Source organism: Neobacillus drentensis (genome assembly GCF_036962125.1).
GTDB classification, from domain to species: Bacteria; Bacillota; Bacilli; order Bacillales; family Cytobacillaceae; genus Neobacillus; species Neobacillus drentensis_B.
Window position 1 is genome coordinate 477,024 of record NZ_JBALOA010000005.1, and the last position, 19,665, is coordinate 496,688.

Here is a 19,665-nt window from a genome sequence, read left to right on the forward strand (position 1 = left end):
GTCAGTCAATTATTTTTATAGGAAAGGAAATTATTACCCTATCCATTATATTTCAAATCCATAAAATGACCCAATCTCCTGAATGTATTTTTCCAGTGGTGACACTCCTTTAAAGTTTGAAAGCATCCCTTTTATTACTGGCAGTCGAGGGCTTTGTTTGTTAATTTCCTCCTCTAGTACCTCTAATGTGATCTCTAGAGCTTCTCTATTATCCATTCGATTAATTTCTTTTCTCATATTTTGTACCGTGTTATGAACATTTGCAGGTTGAAAATATTGCTTGGAATTTTTAATTATTTTTCCGATTTTTTCCTCCGTTAAGAAGGGTGCTTCACATGAAATCTCTTTTGCAATACTGTCCAACCTTCTCATTAAAAAGTGGGAAAGCTCTTCGATGTCAAACTCGGCAGGTTCAAGCATTAATAAACCCACATATGAATGAAACAAACCTTCAAGAATTAAGGCTAAATCAATCGAAAAAGGCTCCAATTCTTGACCATATATAGCAATTAATCCTTCTCGATATAATAAATGTGATTCAAAACGCTTTTTGAAGAGAAGTTTCTTGATTTCTTCATTCCTTGGGATTGCTTGTTCTTTGGAGAGCATGATCATAAATTCTTTGTGACCAATTAAGGTTTTGCAAAATGAAGAAATCTGCTTAATGAATTTTTCTCGAGGGGATAAATCCTGATTTTCAAAGACAAGCCTGCTTGATTCAATCGTTTCAAATATATATTCCAAAATAGCGAGTAGTAATTCATCTTTTGACTTAAAATGTAAATAGAATGCTCCCTTGGAAATATTACTTTCAGTAGCAATTTCTTGTATCGAAGTCGATGAAAAACCCTTTTGAGCAAAAAGCTTTATCGCTGATTTTAATATCACTTGCTCCTTTTCTGTCAATATAAACCCTCCATTACTAGATGTTCCTATGTAGAAATGTATATGTCTTGACTTATGACCGAATGGTCAGTAAGATTAAATTTATTGTGACCGTATAGTCAATCCTATTCGAAGCAGACTAAAATGTCAACTAGGTATAGAAGGAGCGGAATATGAAGAAAATTATTCAGTTTTCATTGAAAAACAAATTTGCGGTATGGCTATTAACCATTATTATTACAATTGCTGGTTTATATTCTGGAATGAACATGAAACTTGAAACCATTCCAAATATAAGTACACCACTTGTTACAGTATTGGCTGTCTATCCAAGTGCGACACCAGAACAAGTTGCGGAGAAAGTGACAATTCCAATTGAAAAGCGTGTCGAGAATTTGGATGGGGTTTCGGTGGTTAGTTCCTCTTCATTCCAAAATGCCTCATCGATCCAAATAGAGTACAATTTTGATAAAGATATGGAGAAAGCTCAAAATGAAGTGAAGGAGGCATTGAGCAATCTTGAACTTCCTGACGGAGTACAGGAACCAAAAGTATCACGTTTGAGTTTTTCTGCTTTCCCAGTCATGTCCTTAAGTATGACAAATACTAAACAATCCTTGGCAGAATTAACTAAAACAGCTGAAGAGGATATCGTTCCAGAACTTGAAGGTATTGAAGGCGTATCTGCCGTTCAGATTTCCGGTCAACAAGTGGACGAGGTCCAATTAAAATTTAATCAGGCTAAATTAAAGCAATTTGGCTTAACCGAAGAAACCGTTAAGAATTTAATTAAAGCTAGCGATGTTACCTTTCCATTAGGATTGTATACATTCAAAGATACACAAAAGTCTGTTGTTATTGATGGGAATATTTCCACCATTGCCGATTTAAAAGCGATAAAAATTCCTGTTATCCCAGCTGCAGGAAGTGCCCAGCAAGGAATGCCCGCCAATCAACAAAATCAACAACAAGGGATAAGCGGTGGCCAAGTTAGTCAAGGAAAACAATCAGTCCAGGCACCAACAGCAATCCCTACTATAGAACTTAATGATATTGCCGCGATAAAGGTAGTTGGAAAAGCAGAATCAATCTCTAGGACCAATGGGAAAGAGTCTATTGGAGTTCAAATTACCAGTGCACAAGATGCGAATACTGTAGATGTTGTGAACGCTGTCAAGGAAAAGTTAACTGATTTTGAAGATCACGTGGATGGGTTAAAGGTTACAACTATTTTTGACCAAGGGAAGCCGATCGAAGAATCCGTTTCAACTATGTTGAATAAAGCAATATTCGGTGCGATATTCGCAATGATTATCATCTTACTTTTCTTAAGAAATTTCCGAACAACAATAATTTCGGTTATCTCTATTCCATTATCGATTTTAATTGCGATATTACTATTAAAACAGATGAATATTACACTTAATATGATGACCCTGGGAGCTATGACTGTCGCCATCGGTCGAGTTATAGATGATTCGATTGTTGTCATCGAAAATATTTTTAGACGAATGTCTTTAAAAAATGAAACATTAAGCGGGAAGGAATTAATAGTAGCTGCAACGAGAGAAATGTTTATGCCGATTTTTTCTTCCACCGTTGTAACGATAGCTGTATTCCTTCCATTAGGGTTAGTTAAAGGCCCGGTTGGAGAAATGTTCTTACCGTTTGCCTTAACGATCGTATTTGCGTTATTGGCATCATTATTAGTTGCGATTACGGTTGTTCCGATGATGGCCCATTCATTATTTAAAAAAGGTGTATCATCAAAACAGCTCCACGTTGAGAATAAACCCGGTAAATTAGCTTCTGGCTATAAAAAGGTTCTTAATTGGTCTTTAAACCATAAAATCATAACTTTTGGGTTAGCTATTCTATTATTAGTGGGCAGTTTATTCCTAGTGCCGGTCATTGGGGTAAGTTTCCTTCCAAGTGATGAGCAAAAAATGGTGGTAGCCACATATAAACCAGCACCTGGCCAAACATTAGATGAAGTGGAGCGGATTGCCACCGAAGCAGAAGGATTTTTTGAGGACAGAGCAGGCGTTAAAACGATTCAGTTTTCCGTCGGCGGGGAGAATCCAATGAATCCAGGTCAAAGTAATTCGGCGATGTTCTTTGTTGAATATAAGAAGGATACTAAAAACTTCTCGCAAGAAACGGAAAAGGTTATCAAAGAGTTGAACAAACGAAAAGATAAAGGGGAATGGGCAAGTCAGAATTTTTCTGGTATGGGTTCATCAAATGCATTGTCATTTAATGTATATGGTGAAAATATGGACGTGATTGAACCTGTCGTCAATAATATAGAAGAAATTTTCAAAAAAAATGACTCACTTCGAAATGTGAAGACGAGTATAGCTGATACCTATGAGGAATACACGTTAGTCGCTAACCAGGAAAAATTAAGTCAATTAGGTCTTTCTGCTGCACAAATTGGAATGGGACTTGCGGGTAATGGACAGCGGCAAGTATTGACAACCATTGAAAATAACGGCAAAGAAATGAATGTCTATTTAGAACTTGAGAAAGATAAATATGAGAATATTCATGACCTAACGGATAAAACAATCCAATCACCAATGGGGATTGAAGTCCCAATAAAGGATGTTGTCGATGTAAAAGAGGGGAAAACCTCTGATAGGATAACAAGACGTGAAGGTCGTATTTATGCAAGTGTCAGTGCGGAAATTACCACAAAAGATGTGGCTAAGGTTTCGAAGGCAGTTCAGAAGAAAGTAGATAAATTGAAGCTCCCATCGAATGTTGATATTTCAATAGGCGGGGTTTCGGAAGATATTAATGAATCCTTTACACAATTAGGCTTAGCCATGCTTGCTGCTATTGCCATCGTTTATTTAGTTCTTGTCATTACCTTCGGTGGAGGCTTAGCCCCGCTAGCAATTTTATTTTCATTACCATTTACGATTATCGGTGGACTTTTAGGTTTGTTAATTTCTGGTGAAACCTTAAGTGTATCTGCAATGATCGGTGCTTTGATGTTAATCGGAATTGTTGTAACAAATGCCATTGTATTGATTGATCGAGTAATTCATAAAGAAAATGATGGATTATCTACACGTGAGGCTTTACTCGAGGCAGCAGCGACACGCCTTCGTCCAATTCTCATGACAGCGATCGCGACCATCGGGGCACTTATCCCGTTAGCCATCGGTATGGAGGGAAGTGGACTTATTTCAAAGGGATTGGGTGTTACTGTCATCGGTGGACTAACAAGTTCAACACTGCTTACCCTTGTCATTGTACCGATTGTGTATGAAACACTCATGAAAATGAAGCGGAAAGTTAGTCGACAAAACACTTTAATTGAAAAATAACCCTAGAAGCTGATTCTTTGTTAAATCATATTAACAGGAGAATCAGCTTCTTTTTTTGTATCCTTGACATTTTTAAAAATCGGAGTATAGTATTGTTCTTGTGTTAGCCAAATTGATTTACCATTAAATATTCATGGATTGTTCATATTTAACTGTTAAGATAGATGTTAGACTATTGGGAGCAGTATTAAACATTATCATTAAATAATAATAATTATATAATCATAGATTACAAGGTAGGTGCTTTATGAATAACTTATTACAAATAGGTCAAAGTATTTTTAATAAATATGTTGGCTTTTTCTTTTTAGCAGTTTTTTTCTTATGGATAAAAACATATATCGTGCAATTAACTCAATTTGACTTAGGAATCGAAAATTCTCTTCAAAAGTTTCTATTATTTATTAATCCGCTTGGATCTGCTTTACTTTTCTTGGGAATTGCTTTCTTTTTAAAAGGTAGAAAAAAGTATATTGGTCTAATTGTATTAGACTTTCTTTTATCATTTCTTTTATATGCAAATGTCTTATTTTACCGATTCTTTAGTGATTTTATTACCTTACCAACCTTAACGCAGACACAAAACTTTGGCGATGTTAGTGGCAGTGTAACTTCGTTATTGAAGCCATACGATTTCTTATTCTTCATTGATGTCATAGTGTTAATTGGTTTACTTGCTTTTCGTTTTGTGAAAATAGATGCTAATGATATGAGTCGTGGGAAAGTAGCAGCTTTATTTTCTATGGCCCTTGCGATTTCAAGTGCGAATTTAGCTTTAGCTGAAACGGACCGTCCGCAATTATTAACAAGAGGATTTGACCGCAACTATATTGTTAAATATTTGGGCATGTACAATTACACGATTTATGATGCTGTTCAGAGTACGAAAGCATCAGCACAAAGAGTTATGGCCAGCAGTGATGATATTACCGAGGTCGTTAACTATACAAAATCTAATTATGCAAAGCCAAATCCAGCTTACTTTGGAGCTGGAAAAGGAATGAATGTCATTTATTTACACCTAGAATCGACGCAAAACTTCCTTATTAATTACAAATTGAACGGGGAAGAGGTTACACCATTTTTAAATTCATTAACGAAAGATCAAAATACGCTTTACTTTGATAATTTCTTCCATCAAACTGGACAAGGTAAAACGTCAGATGCTGAATTTATGTTAGAAAATTCATTATATGGATTATCACAAGGTTCTGCTTACACAACAAAAGGTTTAAACACCTATGAAGCTGCTCCCGCCATTTTAGGTCAGCAGGGCTACACATCAGCCGTGTTCCACGGTAATTCAGGGAGCTTTTGGAATCGTAATGAAATTTATAAATCATTTGGCTTTAACAAGTTCTTTGATTCAAATTACTATAATATCAATACGAAAGATTTAGCCGAATATGGGTTAATGGATAAGCCGTTCTATGAACAATCCATTCCACTATTGGAGTCTTTACCAGAGCCATTCTATACAAAGTTTATTACTGTATCTAATCATTATCCATATCCAATTAATGAGGAAGACGCAACGATTGCACCCGGAACTACGGGTGATAAATCTGTTGATGGTTATTTTCAAACCGCACGATATGCGGACGAAGCTTTAAAGCAATTCTTTGACTACCTGAAAAAATCAGGTTTATATGATCGTTCCGTTATAGTCTTGTATGGTGACCATTATGGAATTTCCGAAAATCATAATAAAGCAATGGCGCAAGTCATGGGTAAAGAAATTACACCTTTTGAGAGTACTGGTTTACAGCGAGTGCCATTATTTATTCGTGTACCAGGGATGCAAGGTGGAGTGAACCATGAATATGGCGGCCAGATCGATCTTCTTCCAACACTTCTGCACTTGCTTGGCACAGACACGAAAGAATATGTCCAATTTGGAACTGACTTATTATCTAAAGAGCATGATGATTTAGTGCCCTTCAGAAATGGAGACTTTTTAAGTTCAACCATTACATCGATTGATGGTAAGTTTTATGATTCCAAGACGGGAATGAAATTAAACGAAGAGAAAAATGTTGAAGCGAAGAAGGATCAGAAAATCGTGGAGTATAAATTAAAGCTTTCAGATAAAGTGGTAAATGGCGATTTATTACGGTTCTACAAACCAGAAAACTTCACCGCGGTGGACCGTTCACAATACAACTATAATAATGAAAAGAATGTAGTCTCTAAATAAAAAAACTGCTTGAGAAAATTTTCTCAGGCAGTTTTTTTATTTTCAAATTTTCCTTTCCTTGGCTAAACAGAATCAATATGGACGAAAAGTGTAAAGATAAGGAATGCTGAAAGTTTGTATAGGGGTGATTATGATAGGTAAGGTTTGGTACGTTTATAAAACTGATTGGAAAAATATCATTCATGTACCTACTGTTATGTTGTTAATTCTGGCACTTATGGTCCTGCCCTCGGCATATGCCTGGGTGAACATTAAGTCAATGTGGGACCCATATGGCAATACATCAGGGATACGGGTGGCTGTGAGTAACGAGGATGAAGGAACGCAAATTCGTGGGAAACAAATAAATGTGGGGAAAGATACGGTAAAAAATCTTAAAAAGAATCATCAGCTTGGTTGGGTTTTTGTAAATCGAAACGAAGCGATTAATGGTGTGGAGGAGGGAAAGTATTATGCCTATCTGATTTTTCCTAAGGATTTTTCAAAAAAACTGGCAAGTATCCTAGAGGTAAATCCTGAAAAACCAGCGATTGAGTTCGCAGTAAATGAAAAAATCAATGCGGTAGCCCCTAAAATAGCAAGTTCAGGAGCCTCTAGTGTCACCGCCCAAATAAGCCAAGTATTTATAAAAACAGTAAGCGAAGCCATTTTTAAAGGGTTTTATAAAGCGGGTATTGAGTTGGAGCAAGCATTGCCATCAATACATAATGTGGAAAAGAAGATTTTTGAATTAGAAAGAGCTTTACCTGAGATAGAGAAAATGGGAAAAATGGCGATTGAACTAGAGAATAAGTTGCCAGATATCCAAGCAAAGGGCCAAAAGATAATTGAAATGGAGCAGAGAATTCCAGAGATTCAACAAGCAGCTAACAGTATTTTAAAAGTTGAAGATCTCTTGCCACCTATAAAAAATGCTGGTGATCATGTGATTGCCATGCAGGAGAAAATTACAAGTTTGAATCAAGCAAAGCAATTATTAATCGATATGGGAACTAAGTTAACAGAAATTGAAAGCGAGCTTCAAACTTCCATTGACCAAATGAAGGAAGCTTCTACGAACCAAAGTGGCCTCACGGCAAATCAGGAGCAATTAAGTCGACTTTACGACCAGCTTGTTAACATTCATCATGATATTGATGAGGCACAAATAGGTCTTCAAGACAAAGTCGATAAGATTACTAGGGGCATTAATTCAGCGGCTGATTTTTTTAAGGGTGATTTTGCAAACAATGAACAAAAGCTACATCGTGTGGCCGACTTCGTACGAACGGACTTACCATCTTTGGAGAACGATATTCGTAACGGATCAGAATTGATTAGAACAAGACTGCCTGTGGTGGTAAATGCGATTCACAAGGCAGCGGACATGGCTCGATATGAGTTACCTTCCTTTGAGGCGAAGGTCAAAAGAGCAGCTAATCTTATTAGAAGGTTTGAAAGCAGTGTAGATATGTACGATTTAATTCAATTTCTAAAGCATGATCCGCAAAAAGAAAGCAGTTTTCTCTCCAATCCAATTTTATTAAAAACAAAAAGGCTATTTCCTATTCCGAACTACGGTTCTGCGATGACACCGTTCTATACCATGCTTGCACTTTGGGTTGGAGCTACACTATTAATTGCCTCACTTAAAGTGAATGTTGAAAATCACGAGCCTGGGTTTAAGGGGTACCAGCTATTTTTAGGAAGGCTTAGTACGTTTCTAACCATAGGAATCTTTCAGGCGGCCATTGTGTCCCTTGGTGATATTTTTATCATTCATTCATATGCTGTAAACAAATTATGGTTTGTCATTTTCAGTATTTTTATTAGTATCGTGTTTGTCACAATCACTTATTGTTTATGTTCAGTCTTTGGAAATATTGGAAAAGGATTAGCAATTATTTTCTTGGTGCTGCAAATCTCAAGTTCTGGTGCTACATTTCCAGTAAGTTTAACATCTTCTTTTTTTCAAAAAATTAACCCTTATATGCCTTTTACCTATGCGGTGAGTATGCTCCGTGAAACAGTGGGTGGAATGATCGTGGAGGTGGTATTTAAAGATATTCTCGCATTGATTGTTATTATTGTTTTGAGCTTACTTCTTGCTTTAGCTTTAAAGAAACCATTAAGTAAACGGATTGAACAAACAGCAGAAAAGGCCAGGACAACTAGGATTATTCCGTAGGGCCAACAACTGAGAGGCTAGAAATATGAACAAGGCAGAAATTCACATTGTCTGCCTTGTCCATTTCTAAGCCTTTTTTTCTGTTTATAAAGTTTTTAAAATATTATAATTAATCATCTTGACAATTCCTATGAGTATGGTAGGATTAATGGTAATTATCAATGGAAATAAGATTTTACTGCCTTTTCTAAATGGATTGGCGGTTTTAAAAGGGGGCGAATCAACTGGAAGCCTTGGAATGGAAAGAATTACAGGGGCATATTGAACGGATGCTGGATTCTTTAAAATATGGTTCTATTACTCTAGTAATCCAAGATGGGAAAATAGTGCAAATTGAGAAAAACGAAAAGGTTCGTCTCCAAACAAATAAAATTCGCTGACAGACAACTAGAGGCTGACTTTACCTTATCGGGTGAGTCTGCCGTTTAAATAAAAGGGGGTCCATAGGAATGCAAGCAGCAGTGACATATGAAAATTGGAATCAAATATCGGATACCTTTTCAATACAAGACAAGACAAAAGGTGCACGTTCCGTTTTAGAATGGGCATATAATCAGTATCCTGAAGAGAAAATTGTCTATGCTTCTAGTTTTGGTGCAGAAGCAATTGTATTAATTGATTTAATTTATCAAGTAAAAAAAGATGCTCACATTGTTTTTTTAGATACAGGTCTTCACTTTCCTGAAACGTATGAAGTAATCGACCAAATTGAAGCACGTTTTCCCGAATTGAAAATTGAACGAAAAACACCTGAATTAAGTTTAGACCAACAAGCGGCGGAATATGGTTCAGCATTATGGAAACGAGATCCAAACCAATGTTGTCAAATTAGAAAGGTTATTCCTTTAAGAGAGGCATTGACCCCAAAGGATGCTTGGATATCGGGTCTTCGCAGGGAGCAGTCTCCGACAAGAAAAGATACTCAGTTCTTGAATAAGGATAATAAATTTCAAAATATTAAAATTTGCCCTTTGATTCACTGGACTTGGGAAGAAGTTTGGGACTACATCAGGGAAAGAGACCTCCCTTACAATCAATTGCATGACCAGAACTATCCGAGTATTGGCTGTTTCCCTTGTACCCAAGCGGTCGGAACTAATGGTGATTCCCGTGAAGGACGGTGGAGTGGCAGTGGAAAAACGGAGTGCGGGCTGCATTCTAATTAAGTAGTCATTCCACGCTTATCATCATTACTGTTTCATTTTTGTTGTGAATTAAAACTTGTAAAGAAAGGTTGATAAAAAATGTCATACTTACCAAAACCTCATGGGGGAGAACTTATTCAAGCGTTTAACCCTAATTACGATCTAACTTCTGTTGAAAAAGTACTGGAAATCGATGCGATTGCCTTAAGTGACCTTGAATTAATCGGAATTGGCCTATTTAGTCCATTAAAAGGCTTCCTTGGCAAAGCGGATTATGAATCTGTTGTAAACAATATGCGTTTAGCAGACAATACGATTTGGTCGATCCCAGTAACCCTCCCTGTTTCGTATCAAGTGGCCGAAACACTTGTTGTTGGCGATGAATTCAAGCTCTCCTATAACAATGAGGTTTATGGTGTCATAAAGGTTTCAGAATGGTATGAACCCGATTTAGACAGAGAAGCTCTTGAAGTTTATAAAACCGAAGAACTTGCTCACCCAGGTGTGAAGCGCCTTTATGAAAGAGGACCTGTATATGTGGCAGGTGAAATCGTCTTAGTTAAGAAATCAGAAAAAGGTGTATTCGGCGACGTGTGGTTTGAGCCCAAGGAAACGCGTGCCATTTTTGAAGAAAAGGGCTGGAAGACAGTTGTCGGCTTTCAAACCAGGAATCCTATTCACCGCGCACATGAATATATTCAGAAAGCTGCCCTTGAAACTGTTGATGGCTTGTTCGTGAACCCTCTAGTTGGGGAAACTAAATCAGATGATGTTCCTGCAGAGGTACGTCTAAAAAGCTACCGTGTTTTATTAGAAAATTATTATCCTAGCGAACGTGTCCAGTTAGGTGTATACCCAGCGGCTATGCGTTATGCAGGGCCAAGAGAAGCCATATTCCATGCACTAGCACGTAAGAACTTTGGCTGTACTCATTTTATTGTCGGCCGTGACCATGCTGGTGTTGGAAACTATTATGGAACCTACGATGCACAACATATTTTTAGTAATTTTTCTGAAGAAGAGCTTGGAATTAAGCCTTTATTCTTTGAGCATAGCTTCTATTGCACGAAATGTGAAGGGATGGCTTCAGATAAAACTTGCCCGCATAGCAAGGAAGACAGAGTCATCCTCTCCGGAACAAAAGTAAGAGAAATGCTTCGCGCAGGTGTGTTGCCGCCATCCACCTTTAGCCGTAAAGAGGTTGTAGAAGTACTGATTGAAGGAATGAAAGAAACGGCATCCGTGTAAGGAGGAATAAAAATCCATGACAAAACCAACGAATATTACATGGCATGAAACAACTATTTTAAAAGAAAATCGTCGCGAAAAAAATGGGCATGGAAGCTGTGCTCTTTGGTTTACTGGACTCTCAGGGTCTGGTAAATCGACGATTGCCAATGCAGTATCTTATGAATTATTCCGCCAAGGGATCAGTGAATATGTACTCGATGGAGACAATATTCGTCACGGGTTAAATAAAGATCTTGGTTTTTCTGATTATGACCGTACTGAGAATATCAGAAGAATTGGTGAAGTTGCCAAACTGTTTGTCGACAGTGGTAAAGTTGTAACTACTGCTTTCATTTCACCATTTCGCTCTGATCGTGAACAAGTACGTGAATTATTTGAGGACGGTGAATTTATTGAGGTATTTGTGCAATGTCCGATTGAGGAATGTGAACGTCGTGACCCTAAGCAGCTTTATGCGAAAGCACGCCGAGGCGAGATAAAGGATTTTACTGGAATTGACTCGCCTTATGAAGCACCAGAAAAACCTGAAATCACACTTCACTCAGATCAACTCACAGTAGAAGAAGCAGTCCAAGAAGTCTTTGCTTACCTAAAAGAGAAGAAGATTATCTAATTTGGACAAAGTGAAAAGCCTGACATACTAAAATGCAATGTTTGTTGGACAAGTTCCTCTAAGCATGGTAAGTTCGTAGATGACAAAGAATATAGGTAATGTTACCCTTCATAGATAAGCAAAAAGGAGCAGCGAAAATGAAATCAATTCTTTACATTGGTCATGGTACACGATCGAAAGAGGGGGCTGAAGAAGCCCAATCCTTTATACATAGAGTGATGGAACGAATCAATGTGGAGATTCAGGAAATCAGTTTTCTCGAGCTGACCAGTCCAAGTATTGAAGAGGGCTTTCTGCGCTGTGTGGAAAGAGGAGCGACGGAAATTACCGTCGTTCCTTTATTTTTATTAGCTGCTGGTCATATTAAAGAAGATATTCCTGATGCTCTGTCTTCGCTTTGCAAGAGGTTTCCGAATATTACTGTAAATATCAGGGATCCTTTTGGTGTTCAAGGATCGATACTCGATGGGATAGCTGGAATGGTAAGAGGAACGGTCGCTGATCTATCACCACAGGATTCGATTTTAGTAGTTGGCAGGGGTAGTAGTGACGAGAGTATTCATGCTGCTTTTGCGGAGATTTCTAAGGGGATTAGCGAACGACTTGGAATCGAACATGTTGCTGTTTGTTTTTTAGCTGCAACTGAACCAAGGCTTCAGGAAGGCCTTGAGGCGATATCTAAACAAACAGCTGGAAAGATAATTGTGATTCCTTATTTATTATTTTCCGGTCTTCTTTTAAAGGAAGTAGATCAATTGGTCAATCAGAGACAAGCGTTAGGGCTGCAAATTATTCATACGGGTCAGTTGAGTAAGCATCGTGTCATTGAAGATCTCATCATAGAGCGGGCCATAGAAAGGTGAATGATGTAATTGCTAAAATCGATAGGATTTTAGCAATTTTTTTGGAAAAAATGGGAAGATTAATCAAAGGAAATAATAAAAAAGATGAACTATAGTTCATCTTTTTGAACAAAAATGATATAATTACACTATAGATATAGTTTATTTCATGTTCATCTGAAATAATAAATACTTAATTTTAACGAAAAGATGTGATGATGTGACAGAACACATTCAAGGAAAAGTTCAACACCGAAAGTTACCACTAAGAAATGTAATTCTCCGAGCAATTGCCATTACCATCGGAGCAATTCTGATGGCAACAGGATTAGAAATATTTCTAGTTCCAAACCATGTTATTGATGGAGGAATTACAGGGATTTCAATCATGCTTGCGCACCTCACAGGGTGGAAATTGGGAATTTTCCTCCTCATTTTAAACCTGCCATTTGTATATCTGGGTTATAAGCAGATGGGAAAAACCTTTGCGATTTCTACCGTTTATGGAATCCTCGTTTTATCAATTTTTACTTCATTTTTTCATCCCATTCCCGCTTTTACAGATGATATCCTCCTCGCCACCGTTTTTGGAGGGATGATCCTCGGCATAGGTGTAGGTGTCGTCATCCGAAATGGCGGTGCGTTGGACGGAACAGAAATATTGGCACTAGTAATCACAAAAAAGGTTCCATTTTCTGTTGGACAAATTATTATGTTCATTAATATCTTCATATTAGGGGCCGCAGGTTTTGTGTTTAGTTGGGACCGTGCCATGTACTCCTTGTTAGCCTATGTGATTGCATCCAAGGCAATTGATACTGTTGTAGCGGGCCTTGAAGAATCAAAATCTGTTTGGATTATCAGTGATGAAGCAGAGGAGATTGGAAATGCAATCAATGCTCGACTGGGAAGGGGTGTAACCTACATAAAGGGTCAAGGTGCCTTCACTGGTGATGATAAGAAGGTCATCTTTAGTATTATTACGAGGCTGGAAGAGTCTAAGCTAAACACAATTGTTCAGGATATTGACCCGTCAGCATTTTTAGCGATTGGTGACATTTCAGAAGTCCGCGGGGGACGTTTTAAGAAAAAAGATATCCACTAATAAATAAAAAAATAATTTGCATGAAAAAGGATCTGCAATACACAGATCCTGATGCAAATTTAGTGACTACTGCTGATACCATCTACATGCTTCACATGTTTATTATTAACCCAAATAAATAAGACCGAGATAACCACAAAGCCAGCTCCGACCAAAAATGGTACACTTGGATTATAAATTTCTGCTAGCTTCCCTGCGGTAAATGGGGCAATCGCCCCGCCAATAAACCGGAGGAAACTGTAAGCGGCAGAGGCCGTGGATCGTTCAACGGGGGCTGCATTCATAACAGCAGTGGTAATGAGAGTATTGTTATTTCCTAATAACGCACCGGCTAAAATAACGGCAGCAATGATTACCCATTGGGTCGATGTCCATATCCCCATTACGACTAGAAGTGCCGCAAATAAAATTAACATCATACACATGGATTTTATAGTACCAAATGCTTCCGTCAATTTTGGTGCCATAAAAACAGAGGTAATTGCTAGTAAAATTCCCCACCCTAGAAATACAAAGCCTAGTCCGTGTTCATCCAATCCCATCACAAACGGTGCATAGGCAAGCAGGGTAAAGAAGCCAAAATTATAGAGTGTAGCAGTTATACCAAAGACTAGAAGTGAACGGTGTTTTAAAGCGCGGAATGGATCCAATAATGAAGTCCTTGTTTTTACCCCATTTGGAGTTGTTGATTTTGGCATTAAAAGGAGAAGACCGATGAATGCAATAATCATTAATGTCGCAACGCCAAGAAAGGGACCACGCCATGACATCGCACCGAGCCAGCCTCCAAGTAGTGGACCAACGGAAATGCCTAGACCGATGGCGGCTTCATACAAGATAATAGCTTTGGCCGTACCACTATTGGAGAGGGATACGATGGCTGAAAGAGCTGTTGCTACAAACAACGCATTCCCAAGACCCCAGCCACCCCGTAATCCAACGAGTGTCCAAATACCATTTGAAAATCCGCCAAGTGCTGAAAAGATAGCAATGATCACGATTCCAGTTAGTAATGTCCATTTGATCCCGAGCCGTGATGATATAACCCCAGTAATGAGCATTGCAACTGCCATAACGGCATTATAACTAGTGAATAGCAAGGTGACCTCACTATGTGAAGCGTGTAACTGTTCGGCAATCGCAGGTAAAATAGGATCTACTAAACCTAACCCCATGAACGCAATAATACTTGCAAAGAAAACGGCCCAGACGGCTTTTGGCTGAGTTAGTAACCCAGACTGTTTTTGAACTGCATCAGAAATCTGCAGTGCAGTTTCAATAGTTGATTTTGGCGATGGTGACATTCAATTTCCCCCTAGGTTTTCTTCCAACATTTTGGATTAGTTGTATTGCGAAAGTATATAATTGTATTATACAACCGTTTTTCACTACGTCAATAGTGCTTTTGCAATGATGTTCTAAAAGTGATTACGATTGATGAATCGAGTATGTTATCATTATATTATGAAAAATTAGCTTGACAGTGAGGAAGGAAAGAAATGGATAAACAATCCTTAGAGATGATCGAATTGGAGCTGGCTATTCTGATACGCCGAACCACTTCCAATTCGATTAATAAAAGAATCGGTAACCTTGACCGTTCGGCATATCTCATCCTGCGGCGAATTGTTGAGAAAGGGGCGGTAGGGGTCAAAGTGTTAGCCGAAGAATTTCAATTAGATATATCAACAATTAGCAGACAAGGAGCTGCTTTAGAACATAAAGGTTATTTGTACAGAATTCCTGATGCCTTGGATGGAAGGGCATACTATCTCCAGATAACGGAGTTGGGTAAAAAGGAATTGTTTGATTATAAACAAGCACGTCTAGAGAGAATCACCGAACTCGTAGAGGATTGGTCTGAAGAGGAATGCAAAATATTTGGGAAACTATTAAAGAAATTTAACCAGTCTTTCAAATAAGAATGTAAATGAAAAAAGAGGTAATTCGTAAAGTTGTCATAACGATTTACTGGATTACCTCTTTTTTTCATGATTTCAAAGGTGATAGTAATTCTATAAATCTCTCAAAAGGAAGTTCACAGGCAGGGTATTTCTCTATGAGATACAGCATTGAAATTCCTTGTTCAACTCGCTGCAGCGTATTCGTTCCTTCAGTAAGCAATGACTCTAATTCCCGCTTGTGTGGAGGACAGATGGTATATTCGGCAAGTTCGCGGATTTGTTCATCGCTAGCGGTTGCCCCCAAGTCGACACTATAGCACAATAAATCCCAAACACGAACAGGGAAATCTAACGGGAGATGTTTATTTTCTTTCCGGTTCCCACTTAAGATAACTTGAGTATTTTTATCAAGACCATATCGGTTAATGACCCTTTTTACCAGTTCTGCTGAGTTTTTTGGGATGATACTAATATTGTTAACCTCCTGAGGAGTAATTACGTCTCCTGGTAAAGGCCCCGTGCTTAATTCATTAACAAAATAAACGGACAAAGTGTTGTTTTCTGTATGGCTAGGAGTGGTTCTCTCTATCCCAAAAGCCTCATTTAGCATTGGCCAAATCTGGTCATGCCATTCTTCGTACTGTTTTTCAAACTCGCTGCTCGCGTCTCCTTGCCCTTTTTGAAAGAGCCGTGTTGCGCCAAGTTCACTAAGCCTCGCATCGATAAACGACAGAATCTCTTGGTAGGTGCTTGCCCAATTGGTATCGCCACAGCCAAACACAGCAAATCGAATCCCGTTCAATGTTTCACCATCATTTTCTTTTAGCCATTTAACGAATTTGCGGGCATTTTTTGGCGGATTCCCATTGTAGGAGGAGGTAATGATAAAGACTGCACCATCAGTTGGCAGTCCGCCTGCAAATTCATCTAACGGTGCAACTTCGCTGCGGAACCCCTTAAAACGCGCTGTTACTGCCAAATCGCGAGCGATGCGCTCTGAGGTTCCCATGTTGGAGCCATATAATACTAGGAATGGTGTATTATGTGCACCAATAAGCGATGGACTCGGCTGTAATGTGACTTCCGCCGCCTTTTCCAACGCTGTGTTTACCTCATTTCCCGCTAGAGATGCCCTATTAAAAGTCTCGCGAGGACGAACCTGCATTGTTAATCCATCTGGTTTAAGGGTCAATGTTTCCTTTACCTTCAATTGATAATTGGTATGATCAATCAAGTGGAAGTGTCTTAGGATCATCCCAAGTAATAAGGTTGCTTCGTGCATAGCGAATTGCTGCCCAATACACGCACGCTGCCCGTTACCAAACGGTTTGAATGCATCGTGCGGGATTTTCTTAGGATCCTCAAAACGCTCTGGTCTAAATACTTCCACGTCATCCCCCCAAGCATTTTTATCACGGTGCAATTTAGGAAGGAGGACATTGACAACATCTCTTTTTTTGAGCGGATATTTTCCAGCAAGCAGAGTATCTTCCTTTGCGAAAAGCGAAAAGAGCGGTGCAGTTGGCCATAGTCGCAGCGACTCATTTAATATCATCCGGATGTATTTTAAATTCCGAACTTGTTGGTAGCTTGGAATAGATTCCGTAAGAACTTGGTCTACTTCTGCATAAGCTTTTTCAAGCTTTTCTGGATGTTTCATCAGAAAATATAAAGCAAATGATAGTAAGCCGCTGGTAGTTTCGTGCCCAGCAATTAAAAAGGTAATGATTTGATAGCGGATATTTTCATCACTGAGCCTTTCCCCAGTTACAGGATCAGCACTATTAAGCATTCGGGAGAGCAAGTCCTCTGCCTCATGTTCATCACTTAATTTTCGCTCTTCAATGATCCTATCGACAAGGGATACCATGGTATGTATGTCTTGATTAAATTGACGTTTGGTTTTAACCATTAGTTTATCTTGAATCCCAAGACGGTTGCTTTGATTCATTGCTTCGTCAAGCGCAGACGCCATACTTGTAATAAATGGATGGGATTTTTCTCGATAAAAACTATTAAATCTATAATTGAAACCACATAAGCCAATCGTATCTAAAGTAAGTCGAGTCATATCTTCAGGTACATCAATTGACTCATCTGAATTTAAGCGGGACCATTTTTGGATAAGTTGGACAGCAATATCGACCATCATCGAATGATAACCCTTCATCGCACTTTGGCTAAAGCTAGGGAGAAGAATGTTATGAGCTTTTTGCCAATTCTCTTCTTTTGTCCAACTGGTAAAAAGACCATCTCCGGAAAAGGCACGTACCTTCTGTAACGGGGCATTGACAAGTTTATCAAATCGGGTTACATCTGAGGCATCCTTTACTAATTCAGCAGAGGAAATAAAGGTCCCAGTCCCAGATGGGAATTTCAGTTTGAATATGGGTCCATATTCATCGGCTAGTTTCATGATGGATTGTGTGGGTTGATTTAAGTCTAGTTGTGGAAGATTACCAAGCGGTCCATAAGTTTTGGGTTGTGGTATGGATGTGATTTCTGTAGTTACCATGCTACAATTCATCCTTCCTTTCATCAACAATTTTAAAATTTACAATATTGAAATAATAATTAGTTAGATTATAACATGTAAGAGTGGTTTATATAAGGTCTAAAATAGAAAATTTTCAGATAAATTTTGTTGGATTATTATTTTAACAGAGTATTATCTTTAAAAAGAGAGACATTGGGAATTTAAACTGGTATTATTTTTTTGTAATCAACAATTTTATATCGACTGTTTAAATAAGGGGTGCAACAGCTAATTATGGATACAAAAAGAATCGAGCAAGACTTCTTAGGTAAAAAAGAGATACCATCAGATGCTTATTATGGTATTCAAACTCTAAGGGCAGTTGAAAATTTCCCAATTACAGGTTATCGAATTCATGAGGAATTAATTATCGCCCTTGCAATGGTAAAAAAAGCAGCTGCGATTGCCAACATGAAAACGAAACGGCTGTATAGCGGACTTGGAGACGTGATTAGCCAAGCGGCTGATGAAATTATTGCAGGGAAATGGAACGATCAGTTTATTGTTGACCCGATTCAAGGTGGAGCGGGCACATCCATGAATATGAATGCAAATGAAGTGATTGCCAACCGGGCCCTTGAATTGCTTGGACATGAAAAGGGGGCATATATGCATTTAAGTCCCAATACACATGTGAATATGTCGCAATCGACAAATGATGTCTTTCCAACCGCGATCCATATCGCAACCCTAAGGTTGCTTGAAAAATTGCTTATCACTATGAAGGACATGCATAAGGTATTTTTGGACAAAGCACAGCAATTTGAAAAAGTGATCAAAATGGGGCGTACCCATCTACAGGATGCCGTTCCCATTCGACTTGGACAAGAATTTGAAGCATATTCCCGTGTGCTTGAACGAGATATGAAACGCATCAACCTTTCTCGTGAACATTTATATGAAGTAAACATGGGAGCAACGGCGGTAGGAACAGGTTTAAATGCGGATCCTCAATATATTAAAGATGTTGTCACCCAACTCGCTGCCATTACCGGACTGCCACTGGTCAATGCTGAACACTTAGTGGATGCTACCCAAAATACGGATGCCTATACAGAGGTATCTTCTGCCCTTAAAGTATGTATGATGAATATGTCGAAAATCGCTAATGATCTTCGGTTAATGGCATCAGGTCCGCGTGCAGGACTTGGGGAGATTTCTCTGCCAGCCCGTCAGCCAGGCTCTTCGATTATGCCGGGAAAAGTTAACCCTGTAATGCCAGAGTTAATTAATCAAATTGCTTTTCAAGTGATTGGTAATGACCATACCATTTGCCTTGCTTCAGAAGCAGGCCAACTTGAATTGAACGTCATGGAACCTGTTTTGGTATTTAACCTACTTCAATCCATTAGTATTATGAATAACGGCTTCCGATCGTTTACGGATCATTGTTTAGTAGGTATTGAAGCAAATGAGGCGCGCTTAAAAGAGAATGTTGAAAAAAGCGTCGGTATTATTACAGCGGTTAACCCACACCTCGGCTATGAAGTGGCAGCGAGAATCGCCAGAGAAGCAACGGTTACAGGGAAATCGGTTCGTGAACTATGCTTAAAGTATGATGTTCTAACTGAAGAAGAATTAGACCTTATTCTAAATATCTATGAAATGACTAAACCAGGAATATCTGGAGCCGCACTTCTAGATAGAGATTAAATAAAGTGGTGCCTGACACCCAATACTTT

At 38.5% G+C, this 19,665-nt stretch carries 14 protein-coding genes; 11 read left to right on the top strand and 3 right to left on the bottom strand.

Annotated features, from left to right (window positions below):
• Positions 1-45: 45 nt before the first annotated feature.
• Positions 46-906 (bottom strand): TetR/AcrR family transcriptional regulator, encoded by an 861-nt coding sequence (locus tag V7121_RS06665; RefSeq protein WP_335495123.1) that lies wholly within the window; start codon positions 904-906, stop codon positions 46-48.
• Between the two features lie 152 nt (positions 907-1,058).
• Between V7121_RS06665 and V7121_RS06670 the strand changes: the two genes are divergently transcribed.
• The 9 genes from V7121_RS06670 (at position 1,059) to V7121_RS06710 (ending at position 13,543) form a co-directional block, all read left to right on the top strand.
• Positions 1,059-4,223, top strand: a complete 3,165-nt coding sequence (locus tag V7121_RS06670) for an efflux RND transporter permease subunit (RefSeq protein WP_335546096.1) — start codon at positions 1,059-1,061, stop codon at positions 4,221-4,223.
• 247 nt (positions 4,224-4,470) lie between these two features.
• Positions 4,471-6,420, top strand: coding sequence for an LTA synthase family protein (locus tag V7121_RS06675; RefSeq protein WP_335546098.1), 1,950 nt, complete (start codon positions 4,471-4,473; stop codon positions 6,418-6,420).
• 130 nt (positions 6,421-6,550) lie between these two features.
• On the top strand, positions 6,551-8,587 hold the full coding sequence (locus tag V7121_RS06680; protein ID WP_335546100.1) for a YhgE/Pip domain-containing protein: 2,037 nt from the start codon (positions 6,551-6,553) through the stop codon (positions 8,585-8,587).
• Between the two features lie 269 nt (positions 8,588-8,856).
• Positions 8,857-8,967, top strand: coding sequence for a YezD family protein (locus V7121_RS06685; protein WP_420490551.1), 111 nt, complete (start codon positions 8,857-8,859; stop codon positions 8,965-8,967).
• A 69-nt stretch (positions 8,968-9,036) separates the two neighbouring features.
• Positions 9,037-9,753 (top strand): phosphoadenylyl-sulfate reductase, encoded by a 717-nt coding sequence (locus V7121_RS06690; protein ID WP_335546102.1) that lies wholly within the window; start codon positions 9,037-9,039, stop codon positions 9,751-9,753.
• Between the two features lie 78 nt (positions 9,754-9,831).
• A complete protein-coding gene (gene sat / locus V7121_RS06695) occupies positions 9,832-10,980 on the top strand; it encodes a sulfate adenylyltransferase (protein ID WP_335495115.1) in 1,149 nt (382 codons plus the stop codon).
• A 16-nt stretch (positions 10,981-10,996) separates the two neighbouring features.
• Positions 10,997-11,596 carry an adenylyl-sulfate kinase gene (gene cysC / locus V7121_RS06700; RefSeq protein ID WP_335495113.1) on the top strand — a complete coding sequence of 200 codons (600 nt, stop codon included), beginning with the start codon at positions 10,997-10,999 and terminating at the stop codon, positions 11,594-11,596.
• Between the two features lie 137 nt (positions 11,597-11,733).
• Positions 11,734-12,459 (top strand): sirohydrochlorin chelatase, encoded by a 726-nt coding sequence (locus tag V7121_RS06705; RefSeq protein ID WP_335495111.1) that lies wholly within the window; start codon positions 11,734-11,736, stop codon positions 12,457-12,459.
• 199 nt (positions 12,460-12,658) lie between these two features.
• Positions 12,659-13,543 (top strand): YitT family protein, encoded by an 885-nt coding sequence (locus tag V7121_RS06710; RefSeq protein ID WP_335546104.1) that lies wholly within the window; start codon positions 12,659-12,661, stop codon positions 13,541-13,543.
• Positions 13,544-13,602: 59 nt separating this feature from the next.
• Here V7121_RS06710 and V7121_RS06715 read toward each other — a convergent pair whose 3' ends face one another.
• Positions 13,603-14,847: an MFS transporter gene (locus V7121_RS06715; protein WP_335495109.1), complete on the bottom strand. Its 1,245-nt coding sequence runs from the start codon at positions 14,845-14,847 to the stop codon at positions 13,603-13,605.
• Positions 14,848-15,042: 195 nt separating this feature from the next.
• On the opposite strand from V7121_RS06715, the gene V7121_RS06720 reads away from it, so the two are divergent.
• Positions 15,043-15,465, top strand: coding sequence for a MarR family winged helix-turn-helix transcriptional regulator (locus V7121_RS06720; protein WP_335495108.1), 423 nt, complete (start codon positions 15,043-15,045; stop codon positions 15,463-15,465).
• Positions 15,466-15,532: 67 nt separating this feature from the next.
• On the opposite strand, the gene V7121_RS06725 is transcribed toward V7121_RS06720, so the two are convergent.
• Positions 15,533-17,962: a cytochrome P450 gene (locus tag V7121_RS06725; RefSeq protein ID WP_335546105.1), complete on the bottom strand. Its 2,430-nt coding sequence runs from the start codon at positions 17,960-17,962 to the stop codon at positions 15,533-15,535.
• A 255-nt stretch (positions 17,963-18,217) separates the two neighbouring features.
• Here V7121_RS06725 and aspA point away from each other — a divergent pair, with 255 nt between their 5' ends.
• Positions 18,218-19,636, top strand: a complete 1,419-nt coding sequence (gene aspA / locus V7121_RS06730; protein WP_335495105.1) for an aspartate ammonia-lyase — start codon at positions 18,218-18,220, stop codon at positions 19,634-19,636.
• Positions 19,637-19,665 lie beyond the last annotated feature (29 nt).